10 protein-coding genes are annotated in these 11,091 nt (G+C 67.0%); 3 read left to right on the top strand and 7 right to left on the bottom strand.

Annotation, left to right across the window (positions count from 1 at the left end):
* Positions 1–2,205 (bottom strand): galactose oxidase-like domain-containing protein (locus tag RMO40_RS22070; RefSeq protein ID WP_309725751.1); only part of this gene is annotated, 2,205 nt, incomplete at its 3' end.
* Between the two features lie 313 nt (positions 2,206–2,518).
* Here RMO40_RS22070 and RMO40_RS22065 point away from each other — a divergent pair.
* Positions 2,519–2,815: a hypothetical protein gene (locus RMO40_RS22065; protein WP_309725750.1), complete on the top strand. Its 297-nt coding sequence runs from the start codon at positions 2,519–2,521 to the stop codon at positions 2,813–2,815.
* Positions 2,816–2,859: 44 nt separating this feature from the next.
* Here RMO40_RS22065 and RMO40_RS22060 read toward each other — a convergent pair whose 3' ends face one another.
* The 3 genes from RMO40_RS22060 to RMO40_RS22050 all read right to left on the bottom strand — a co-directional run bounded on the left by RMO40_RS22060 (position 2,860) and on the right by RMO40_RS22050 (position 5,507).
* Complete coding sequence (locus RMO40_RS22060) at positions 2,860–4,023, bottom strand: alpha/beta fold hydrolase (RefSeq protein WP_309725749.1); 1,164 nt, start codon at positions 4,021–4,023, stop codon at positions 2,860–2,862.
* Between the two features lie 66 nt (positions 4,024–4,089).
* Positions 4,090–4,791, bottom strand: coding sequence for a DUF899 family protein (locus tag RMO40_RS22055; RefSeq protein ID WP_309725748.1), 702 nt, complete (start codon positions 4,789–4,791; stop codon positions 4,090–4,092).
* The gene (locus tag RMO40_RS22050; protein WP_309725747.1) at positions 4,788–5,507 is read right to left on the bottom strand and encodes a hypothetical protein; all 720 of its coding nucleotides are present in this window, start codon (positions 5,505–5,507) and stop codon (positions 4,788–4,790) included. Before RMO40_RS22050 ends, RMO40_RS22055 begins: the two co-directional genes overlap by 4 nt.
* A 188-nt stretch (positions 5,508–5,695) precedes the next feature.
* Between RMO40_RS22050 and RMO40_RS22045 the strand changes: the two genes are divergently transcribed.
* Both RMO40_RS22045 and RMO40_RS22040 read left to right on the top strand, forming a co-directional pair.
* On the top strand, positions 5,696–5,896 hold the full coding sequence (locus RMO40_RS22045) for a hypothetical protein (RefSeq protein WP_309725746.1): 201 nt from the start codon (positions 5,696–5,698) through the stop codon (positions 5,894–5,896).
* 109 nt (positions 5,897–6,005) lie between these two features.
* Positions 6,006–6,170: a hypothetical protein gene (locus RMO40_RS22040; RefSeq protein ID WP_309725745.1), complete on the top strand. Its 165-nt coding sequence runs from the start codon at positions 6,006–6,008 to the stop codon at positions 6,168–6,170.
* Between the two features lie 9 nt (positions 6,171–6,179).
* On the opposite strand, the gene RMO40_RS22035 is transcribed toward RMO40_RS22040, so the two are convergent.
* The 3 genes from RMO40_RS22035 to RMO40_RS22025 all read right to left on the bottom strand — a co-directional run bounded on the left by RMO40_RS22035 (position 6,180) and on the right by RMO40_RS22025 (position 10,944).
* Complete coding sequence (locus RMO40_RS22035; RefSeq protein WP_489660221.1) at positions 6,180–7,340, bottom strand: ABC transporter substrate-binding protein; 1,161 nt, start codon at positions 7,338–7,340, stop codon at positions 6,180–6,182.
* A 166-nt stretch (positions 7,341–7,506) separates the two neighbouring features.
* A complete protein-coding gene (locus tag RMO40_RS22030; RefSeq protein WP_309725744.1) occupies positions 7,507–9,207 on the bottom strand; it encodes a tannase/feruloyl esterase family alpha/beta hydrolase in 1,701 nt (566 codons plus the stop codon).
* Between the two features lie 159 nt (positions 9,208–9,366).
* Positions 9,367–10,944, bottom strand: coding sequence for a CoA-transferase (locus RMO40_RS22025; RefSeq protein ID WP_309725743.1), 1,578 nt, complete (start codon positions 10,942–10,944; stop codon positions 9,367–9,369).
* Positions 10,945–11,091: the final 147 nt, after the last annotated feature.

Here is an 11,091-nt window from a genome sequence, read left to right as displayed (position 1 = left end):
GTAGAAGTTCCAGCCGGCGATCACGCCGTTGACACCGCCCGCCGCCGGGCGCGGCAAATAGCGGAAGCCGCCGAAGGTGCGCGGCCCGCCCAGGTTGACGGTGTTGTGGTGCGGCATCGGTGCGGTGGTGCCGGTGTATTGCGTGTGCCAGTAGGTGGCTGCGTTGCCGTCGATGGCGGCGGCGGCCGAGTTGTTGCCCGAGGCCGCCTCCTGGCTGTCGACCTGCACCTGCCAGCCGGTGCGGGGGATGGTGGCGCCGCTGCGGTCGAGCAGGTTGAACTCGGCCATCGAAGTCCAGGGCTGGCCGTTGGTCTCGGACACGGCTTCGAGCCGCACCCACGAGGCGGCGATGGCCGGGATCACCACGTTCCATGCCACGTTGGTGCTAGTGGTGGCCACGTTGTTGCTGGCCGAGAGCGTGACGACGTGCTGGCCGGCGTTGGTGGGCGTGCCGCTGATGGCGCCGGTGGTGGCGTTGATGCTCAGGCCCGGCGGCAAACCGGTGGCCGCAAAGCTCAGTGTGCCGCTCGGTGTGGTGGCTGCGAGGTTGAGCGTGACGGTGTTGCCGGTGGTGCTGTTCTGGCTGCCCGGGTTGGTGAGTTGGGGCGCCGCATCACCCGAGATGCGCACATTCTTGGAGACCGACGGCGTGCCCGCCGCGTTCATGGCGAACAGCATGTAGTGGCCTGGCAGCACCACGTGCGGGTTGCTCGGGATGGTGAGCGAATACGCGTTGGTGCCGGTGCTCGTGAACTGCAGCGGGATGCGCCGTTGGTCGTTGTTGATGGTGTGCGTGTTCGAGCCCAGGCGCACGAGCGCAAACGAGGTGACGGCCGAGTTGGTGGTCACCGCCATCGTGGTGCCGTGTGTGGCCGTGGCCGGCACGGTGTTGAGCACCGGGCGTGTGGCCGGCGTGCCGTTGTCGTTGAGCAGGTAGTGCGGCGTGAGAATCTGGATGTTGGGGTGGTTGGTGGCACAGCCGCCGCACAGCCCGCCGCCGCCCGACATCACGCGCCCGTCGGGCATCAGCAGCGCCACCGAGTGGTAGTTGCGCGGCGTGGCGATGGGGGGCAAGGGGGTGAAGGTCTCGGTGACCGGGTCCCACAGCTCGGGGATCAGCACCGAGTTGTTGTCGGAGAACGGGTTGCCCAGCGTGTGGCCGCCGATCACGACCACTTGCCCGTTGGGCAGCACCACGCCGTTGCTGAAGATGCGCGCGTACTGCATCGGCGCGAGCTTGCGCACCGAGACACCGGCGTTCATGTCGATCACATACGCGCTGTTGCTGGCGTTCAGCCCCTGGTAGGCGGGCGCACCACCGACCTTGAGCACCTTGCCGATGTCGTACATCACCGCGTTGCCGCTTTGTGAGTAGGCGTCGTCACCGCGCGTGCCGGCCGTTGTGATGCGGCCATTGCCTTGGGTGTCGATCCAGTTCATGGCCGCGCCCGGGCCGGCCTGCAGGATCTGGCCGTTGGGCGCAGGGAACAGCCACATGTGGTTGTCGGCGCGGAAGAGGCCCTGCGGGTCGGGTGCCTGCGTGCTGTCGACCGGCACGCCGGTGAGGCGGCGCCAGCCGCCGGCGGCCGTCCACAGCTCGCCATGCTTGCCGCCCAGGCCACCGCTCCACGAGCCGCCCAGCGTGAGCACCGAGCCGTCGGGCATCAGCGTGTTGGCGCTGTAGCCGCGTGCGATGGTCATGGCCGCCGCGGTCGACCAGGTGTTGGTGACGGGGTCGTAGATGCTGGTCTTGCCGGCGTCCTTGCCACCGTTGGCGAGGATGCGGCCGTCGGGCAGGTTGGTGGTGCCGGTGCAAAACATGTCGTGCCCGGTGTTGGTGACCAGCGTTTCGGTGGCCGTGTTGGTGGCCGGGTCGAACAACGAGGTGTAGGTGCGCCCGCTCGGCGCGCCGTCGGAGAAGCGGTCGGCCGATGACCAGAACAGCAGCTTGCCGTTGGGAAGATTGGCGGCCGACGAAGGCACCAGCGACAGGTTGATCAACGGCGACCAGGTGCTCGCACCCGGCGCCGCAATGGCCATCGCCTGCTCACGTGTGCTGCCCTCGCTGCTGGCGGGCGGCGCCGTGGTGCCGTCATTGGAATTGTCTGAGCCGCCCCCGCCGCACGCGGCGAGCGCAAGGGCGGTGAACAAGGCGGTACCACGGCGCGCGCAACTGCGCACGCTGAACCCAACGGTCGTCTTCATCTGTTTGTCTCCTGGCGGCCCCGGGGCAAAACGTTCAGCCGTGAACGTCGCTCGGGTGCCTCTTGGAATCGTTATGGAACGTTTGTTCTATTTATTAATAAGCAAGAACGTTTGTTTTATGACGAGACGTGGGGGCTTGTCAACCCATGAATGCCGGCCTGGGGTTTGTGCGGAGTCGGTGGGGGCGGCGGGTGAATCTGCTTTACCGCGCTCGATGGAGCGCGGGAACGACCGGGTAAATCCTCAGTCCGCGTTCCGCTCGAGGTGTCGCCGGTTTGTTATAAATGTGCGAATTGCACATATGACGGGCGCGATGGATGTCGAGACACCCTTTGCGCCGGCAAGCTCCCGCCTCACAAGACCGAGTGGTTTCACCGTGAAATCGAAAAAGCCGAAACGCCCGCAGTTTCAGGAGTCGGATTTCCGAGGCGCCGATCCCTCGCGCATCCCCGAACTGACGGAATCACTCAACGTGCTGCAAGACACCTTGGACAGCGCGCGACAAGCCCTGGACAAACTGCCAGCGGCCCCGGCACAGGCCTCGACAGAAGGCGACGCGGCATCCCCCGCCCAGAAGCGCGAGAACGCCGACCCTCCCGGGCCAGGATGACCTTGCAAGCGGGCCGCCCACGCCGTGGCGGCTGCGAAGGCCGTTTACCCGCGCAAGAACGACAACAACGCTTCGTTGAATGCCTTGGCGTGCGACACGTTGAACCCGTGCGGCGCACCGTCCACCACCACCAGCTGGCTGTGGGCCACGGCGCGGTGTGTGCGCTGGCCCGAGCCTTCGAGCGGCACGATGGCGTCGGCCTCGCCGTGGATCACGAGCGTGGGCAACGTCAGCTTTTTCAGGTCTTCGCGGAAGTCGGTCGTGGCAAACGAGTCCATGCAGGCCAGCGCCGCATGTTGCGCCGACTGGTGGCACAGCGCGATCGCCTCGGCGCGCTGCGACTCGGTGACCTGCAGCGCACCGTGGGCCGAGAAGAAGTCTTTCGTGAACTGGTCGAAGTAGGCGCTGCGGTCTTCCCCCAGCGCTCTCTTCTTCTGCTTTGCCTTCTCGGGCGTGAGCGGGCCGTCGGGGTTGTCGGCTGATTTCATCAGGCAGGGCGGCACGGCCGCGGCAAACACCACGCTGTGCAGGCGCGACTCGCCGAGCCGGCCGACGTAGCGCGCCACTTCGCCACCGCCCATCGAGAAGCCCACCAGTGTCACGTCTTGCAGGCCGCACTGGTCCATGACGCGCTGCAAGTCATCGGCCAACGTGTCGTAGCCGTACCCCGACTCGGGCTTGTCCGAGCGGCCGAAGCCCCTGCGGTCGTAGGCCACCACGCGGTGGCCGGCAGCGCGCAGCATCGACACCTGCTGCTCCCAGGCCTGGGCCGACAGCGGCCAGCCATGGATCAGCACCACCGGTCGGCCAGCGCCACCGCTGTCTTCGATGTGCAGGCGCACCTCGGGCGCGAGCCCTGTGCCCGTTTGGCTGGGCGAAGCCTCCGCGCTCGCCGTCGTCGCGCCGGTGGCCGCCCCACCCGCCGCTCCCCCCAGCGCGCCCGCCACGGCGCCGACGGTGCCACCCACCAGCACACCCACCGGGCCGGCCACTGCCACACCGATGGCGGCGCCGGTGGCGGCGCCCACCATCATGCCGCCACCCATCAGCACCGACTTGGCCTCGCGCTTGGCTTCCTCGGGTTCGAGCGGGCTCTGGGCCGAGGGGCTCGGGTCCTGCGACGGAATGCCGTGGCCGGGGCGCGCCTGCTCGGCAAGGTCCTTGTCGCCCGAGGCGGTGTCGGGCAGCGGGTGGGAGGTCAGGTTCATGTGTTTCTCCTTGGGAAATGCGGGGAAAGGGGGGGAGAGGTCGATGCGACAAGCACCAGAACCAGGTCAGTAATTCAGCTTCGGGTACCAGTCGGCCGGGCGGCCTTCAGGCGTGAGGTCGAGCACCGACCAGAGCGATGCGATGTCGGGCGCGTCGCGCGGGTCCTGGCCCGGGTCGGCCATCGCGAGGCTCATCTCGCTGGCCCAGAAGAGGCGAACCTGGTCGCCGTCGCGCTTGAAGACGACCAACGCGGCCGACTCACCGCCGTCGGGCATCAGGATGCCGAGATCCTTGGCATAGTCGTCGCCCACCGTCTGCACGAAGTTCAGGTCGCGCCAGCCTCTTTCCTGGGCGAAGGCAAATTGCCGCTCCACCGAGGAGCGCCCCATGACTTTGAACGCCACGCGCTGCTTGATGTCGGCGGCATTGCCATTGACGGAGCCGAGCCAGTTGGTGCACATCGGGCACGGCCGCTCGCGCTGCGGCCCATACATCCAGAAGTAGGCGACGAGCGTGTGCTTGTCGCCGAAGAGGTCCAGCAAGGCCACCTCGGTCGCCTGCTCGTCCTTGAAACGATAGGGCTTGGTGATCACCGGCCCCGGCGGCAGGGCGCGGCGTTGCTCGCACAGACGGGTCATGTGGCGACGGAACTCGATCTCTTCGGCGAGCAGGGCCCTGCGGGCCGCCTCGTAGTCAGGCGACGCCCCCGGAAACGGGGTCTTGGCCTTCATGGCCAGTTGCGTGGCGGGTGTCAGTGGCGCGCTCATGTCAGCGAGTCCGCAAGCTCACGCAGCACCTGGCGTGGGTTGTCTTCGATGGGCGACCCGTGCGAAACCAGGATGCGGATCAGCGAGTCGATCTCGGCCCACTGCAGCAGCTGTGCGCGCAAGGCCTTCTTGTCCTCGATCACCGCCATCTTCACGACCGCGGGAATCTGCGCTTCCTTGCCGGCAAAGCCCGCCAGGTGCAACAGCCAGCCGCCAAAGCCGGCTGCGTCGCGGATGTTGCCGACCACGTCGTTCAGCAAGAGCGTCGTGCCCGCGTGCGTGCGGATCACGAGCGCCGCCTCCCGGCCACGCGTTCCGGGCACGGTCACGAACTGCACGTTCGGGTCATCGAAGCGGGGCGACACCGTGTCGACCGCCACCGATTCCTCCACCTTCGCGCGCGCGCCCTCGGGTGCCACGACCTCGATCTCCGGATAGCGGTCTTTCCAGGTTTTCGCATCGAGCCGATGTTTGTCGCTCGGCACGATCAAGACCGACGGTCGACCGTAGGCTTCGAGCGCGGCCATCTCGTCCTCGTCGAGGGCGATGGCGCTGAAGACCACCAGGCTGGCGTCGCGCAAGCGAACCACGGTCATGCGCCGCGGAAGGTCCATGAGCGGCATGTGAATCTCACCCACCACCGTCAGGATGTTCTCGTCGATCGGCACCAGCTTGCCGTGCGGCAGAACGGTCCACTGTTGAAACGGTTGCGTCATGACGGATCCTTGCAGGGTCAGGCTGATTCACACGGGCTGCCGGATCGCCATGTCGGCTTCGCTTCGACTGTCGGTGGCCCTGGCAACCCCCGCCATCGGACAGCGACGGGTACTGCACGTCGGGATCTCCTACAGCCCTGGCCTCGGGCATCCCGCTGGTCCTCATCCCGTACACCGCGGCGCGACAGGTGTCGATGACCGGCCGCGACCTCGACCGGCTCGCGCTCACCGGTCGAGCGGGGCGATGGGTCGCCGAGCGCAGCCGCGCGTGGCTCGAGTTCTGGCGCCGCGACGCGGGTCTGGACCAGCAGGCGGGCTTGCCTGCGCCCGCCGCCCAAGCGCTCTCTTGCGACGCCGTGCGTGTCAGGGTCGACGCGCTGTTCCGCTAGCGGGCTGCAAACATGAAACGAGCCGCAGGCAATGTGCGAAGGCGCACAGACCATTCGGGTCGGCGGTCACAACGTGGGATCTTCCGAGCACACGATGTATGGAGACACCATGTCTGGCAACGCGACCCACAAGCACCACCCGACTCACCCGACCCACGACGTTCCCGACGACATGGTGCCCGGCTCCATGCCGGTGGAGCCCGACGAGGGGCCGGTGCCCGCAAACATCCCCGAAGACCCGGAAGACGACCGCGTGATCGACCCCAAGACCTGAGGCGCGGCCTCAGAGCTTGCAGCCGCGTGCCGGGTCGGCCAGGGCCTTGGCCGCCACGCCGCGCGACTCGTTGTATTTGCCTTTCACCTCGCGCACGTACATGTCTTGCACCGGGTTGCCGGCTGCTGACAGCGTGAACTTGCCGCGCGGGCTGTCGACGGTGGTCTTGCGCATCGCGGTGGTGAGCGCGTCACGCTGGCTGAAATCGCCCCTCACCGCCGTGAGGCCTGCGCCAAGGATCTGCGCCGCGTCGTAGCCCTGCACCGCGTACACATCGGCATTGGCCTTGTAGGCCAGCGCAAAGCTCTTGCGGAAGGCGTTGTTGCGCGGGGTGTCGAGGTTGTCGGCGTAGTGCAGGCCGGTGAGGATGCCTTGCGCGGCGTCGCCTTGCGCTTCGATCGTGCCGTCGGTCAGGAAGCCCGAGGCCACCAGCGGCACCGTCTTGTTGAGGCCGGCGGCCGCGTAGTCCTTGACGAATTTCACCGCACCGCCACCGGCGAAGAAGGCGAACACCACATCGGGCTTCTGGGCGGCGATCTCGGTCAGCAGTGCCTGGAACTCGACATTGGGGAAGGGCAGGGTCAGGTCTTTCAGCACCTTGCCGCCGCCTTTTTCAAACGCCTCGGTGAAGCCCTTCACCGTCTCGCTGCCTGCGGCGTAGTTCCAGGTGATGGTCATGGCGCGCTTGTGGCCCTTGCCGGCAGCGATCATGCCGGTGGCATAACCCGGCTGCCAGTTGCTGAACGAGCTGCGCACGATGCTGGGCGAACAGAGCGGTCCGGTGATGGCGTCAGCGCCCGCGTTGGGCACGATGAGCAAGGTGTTGCTCTCTTTCGCTGCGCGCGCCATCGCGAGCGCCACCCCGCTGTGCACGCTGCCCACCAGCACGTCAACCTGATCGCGCTTGATCAGCTTGTTGACGTTGTCGGTGGCCTTCGACGGCTCCGATTCGTCGTCGACCTTGAAGTACTGCAGCTCGCGCCCGCCGAGCTTGCCGCCTTGTTCCTGCACGTAGAGCTTGAAGCCGCTCTCGATCATGTTGCCGAGCGCGGCATAGGTGCCGGTGTAGGGCAGCATGAAGCCGACCTTGAGCGGCGGGGGCTTTTGCGCCATGGCGGCCGAGGTGAGGCACAGGCAGGCAGTGGCGCAGGCTTTGAGAATCGGGGACATGGGCTCTCCTGGGGGCGAAGGCACGCAACGCGTGAGCAAGCGCGGAGTGTGCCAGCAGCCCAAGCAGCCCCACCCGCTCCGTTCGCCCTGAGCCTGTCGAAGGGTGCGCGCTGCACACGCTGGTCTTCGACAAGCTCAGCACGAACGGAGTGGGGCCGTCAGCGACTCACTGGCAGCTGAAGCTGGCCGCCAGGTTCACGTCACCCGTGGTGTAGCGCGCCACCTGCGGGTAGGGGCACAGCGGGCGGCTGCGGTTGGCGGCCCAGCCGGCGGGCACCTCGGGGTTGATGGCGGCGGCGTTGCCGGGGCCGCGTGCGGTGGCCACCACCGGGGCGGGCACCGTGCCTTGTTCGACCCAGGCGACCAGCGGCGTCAGCATGTCGAACTGGTCGGTGGCGGGGCCGCCCGAGCAGTGGCCCATGCCGGGCACGCGGTAGAAGCGCGCGAAGTTGCTTGCGTCACCACCGTTGTTGGCGCGCAGGCCGTCGTACCAGGCCTTGGTGTCGTCGACCGAGAAGATCGGGTCGGCCACACCGTGATAGACCATCACCTTGGCGCCGCGGTTCTTCAGCGTGGAGAGTTGCGTCGGGTTGGGCGGAGTCATGAAACTCATCGCCGACTCGGTGTAGTTGGTGTCGGTGGTTTCTATCCACTGCAGCGCCAGGTCGATGTTGAGGTTGAGTGCAAAGCTGGCACCGTTGAAGCCGGCCACCGGCTCGGGCGGCACCTTCCAGATGTGCGCCACGCCGCCGGTGTCGAGCGCGACGGGCGCGATGAATTCCCAGAACGGGATGCCGCCGCTCGCGATGCCCGGGTCGTACGGGAAGCTGGCGTAAAACGAGCGGCCGTTGCTGGTGGTGGCACCACTGAAGATCGGCGCAATGGCCACCTTCTGCGAGGTGCTGAGGCAGCTGCCGTCGCGTGCGCCGGTGCAGGTGGGCACGTCGATGGCGAAGTTGAACGCGCTGCGGCAGGCTTCGACGTCTTGCACCAGGCCGTCGGCGCTGCCGTCGAGCGCGTCGCACTTGGCGAGCACGGCGTTGGCGACGGTGGTGCGTTCGGCGGCTGTGAAGGCGTTGGCCAGGTTGGTGGGGTCGATGAGCGCATAGCGCTGCGCGCCGAAGATGTTGGCGATGGCGGCCTTGGGGAGGTTGTAGCCTGGAGCGCCGGCCAGGAAACCGTCGTACTGGTCGGCCATGCGGCTCATCGCGACCATGGCGTGGCGCCCCCCGTTGGAGCAGCCGCCAAAGTAGGAGCGGTCGGGGGCCTTGCCGTAGGCCGTCTGGATCAGGCTCTTGGCCATGGGCGTGAGCTTTTGCACCGCCTGGTAGCCATAGTCGAGCCGAGCCTGCGGGTCGATGCCGAAGTTGGGGCCGAGCGAGCCCACGTGGCCGGCGTCAGAGCTGATCACGGCAAAGCCGAGGTTCAACGCGTGGGTGAGGCCGGGCCCGCCGTTGACGGGGCCGGTGGCGGTGCCCACGCTGCCGTCGATGCCGCCATTGGCTTGGTAGAAGAAGCGGCCGTTCCAGGCGTTGGGCAGGCGCATCTCGAAGCCGATGGCGTAGTTGTTGTTGTCGGTGCCGACGCGCGGGTACATCGAGCCGGTGACGCGGCAGTGTTGCGGCACGGATTGGCCAGCGACCATCAGCGTGCCGGCGGGCACGTCGGTGGTGGCGGTGATGGTGGTGTTGGCCAGCGTGAGGCGGGCCGCGAGGTCGGCGCAGGTGCCCGACAAGGCGCCGGGGGAGGCGGCGCTCAGCTGCGGCAGGGCGGGTGGGTCGTCATCGCTGCCGCCGCAGGCGGTGAGTGCGGCCATGCTGGCAGCGGCCAGCAGACCGAGGCGCAAGTTGGTGCGGTAGGTGTTCATGCATGTCTCCGGTGGGTGGGCCACTCGTTCGGCGGCTCGAGGTCAATTGCTTACTAAATTTAAGCAATATTCCGGAGGTCAAGCATGGGGCTATCCCGTGCAGTGGGTCGCTATGCGCACACGGGTTGGTTCAATTCAAGAACGACTGTGCGCACAGCGTCAGCGCAGCGGCCGAGCGTGTTCCATCGCCGCCGCCATGCCGCCCCACTGCGGCTTGAAGATGCCGGCATCCATCAGCTTCGGGCTGCCGTGCATCACCGGCCTGAAGTCCATCTGCGCGAGCACATCGCGCTCGAGGTCGATGCCCGGCGCCACCTCGGTCAGCTCCAGGCCCTCGGGTGTGAGGCGGAACACCGCGCGCTCGGTGATGAACAACACCTCTTGCTCGCGTTGCACCGCGCCGCGGCCGCTGAAGGTGATCTGCTCCACCGTGTGGATGAACTTCTTCACCGCACCTTCCTTGACGATTTTCAGCTGACCCTCACCGATGGCGAGCTCGAGCCCGTCGGCCGTGAAGGTGCCGCAGAAGACCAGCTTCTTCGCGCTTTGCGTGATGTTGACGAAGCCGCCACACCCGACCGGGCGGCCGCTGAATTTGCTCACGTTCACGTTGCCGCTCGCATCGGCTTGCGCGAGGCCGAGGCAGCTCACGTCGATGCCTCCGCCGTCGTAGAAGTTGAACTGCAGTGGCTGCTCGATGATCGATTCGGCGTTGAGCGAGAGCGCAAAGTCCCCGCCCATCTGCGGCACACCGCCGTTGACGCCGCTCTCCACGCTCAGCTCGAAGATGTCGCCCAGGCCTTCTTCGTGGGCCACCGCCGGCACACCCGCGGGCACGCCGATCCCGAGGTTGACCACCGCCCCGCGGATCAGCTCGGCCGCGGCGCGGCGGGCGATCACCTTGCGCGCGTCGAGTGGCATCGGCGGCAGGTCGCGCACCGGCACGCGGACGTCGCCGCTCAGCGCCGGGTTGTACTGCGTGCTGATGGTCTGCATGTGGTTCTCGGGCTGGCTCAGCACGAGGTGGTCGAGCACCAGGCCGGGAATCTTCACCGACTTGGGGTGCAGTGATCCGGCCTTGACGATGCGCTCCACCTGCGCGATCACGATGCCGCCGTTCGCTTTGACGGCCTGCGCGACCGAGAGGGTTTCGAGCAGCACACCCTCCTTGTCCATCGTGAGGTTGCCTTTCTCGTCGGCCAGCGTGCCGCGGATGAAGGCCACGTTGACCTTCGGGCTTGGGTAGAAGAGCCACTCTTCACCGGCAAATTGCACCACCTGGTTCAAGCTCTCGGTGGTGGCCGTGTTCATCTTGCCGCCTTCAATGCGCGGGTCGACGAAGGTGCCCAGGCCCACCTTGGTCAAGAGGCCCGGTGTGCGCGCCGCAATCTCGCGCGGCAGGTTGGCCAGCGTGCCCTGCGGGAAGTTGTAGGCCTCGATCTCGCCGGCCATCACCATCTTCATGAGCGCCGCACCGCACTGGCCGTAGTGGCCCGCGATCATGCGTTTGAGCAGGCCGGGGTGGGCGAAGTGCACCATGCCGCCGTCTTTGCCGTTGCCGATGGCGCCCGAGGCCCAGGTGGTCAGCATGCGTGGCTTGCCGGTGGCGAGGAACGAGGCCTCCACGGCCTTGGCGATCTCTTCGGCAAAACCCATCATCGCGAGGCCACCGAGCCACACCGTCGAACCATCGGGGATCAGGCTGGCCACTGCCTTGGCGTCTATGAGTTTGCTCATGGGTGTTTCGCAGGAGGAGAGGCACGAGGGCCTAAGTGATTATGGTAAGTAACCAAAACGCTTGGCCACTCCAGGGTAAATACTTAGAGTTGCACACAGTGAGAAACTTGCCTGAGACAGGAGCGGCTCCTATCATGACCGCACCCC

Origin of the sequence: Rhizobacter sp. (assembly GCF_031412075.1) — a bacterium.
GTDB lineage: Bacteria > Pseudomonadota > Gammaproteobacteria > Burkholderiales > Burkholderiaceae_C > Rhizobacter.
The sequence above is the reverse complement of the archived record's forward strand: the minus strand, read 5'-3'. Positions and strand labels throughout refer to the sequence as shown.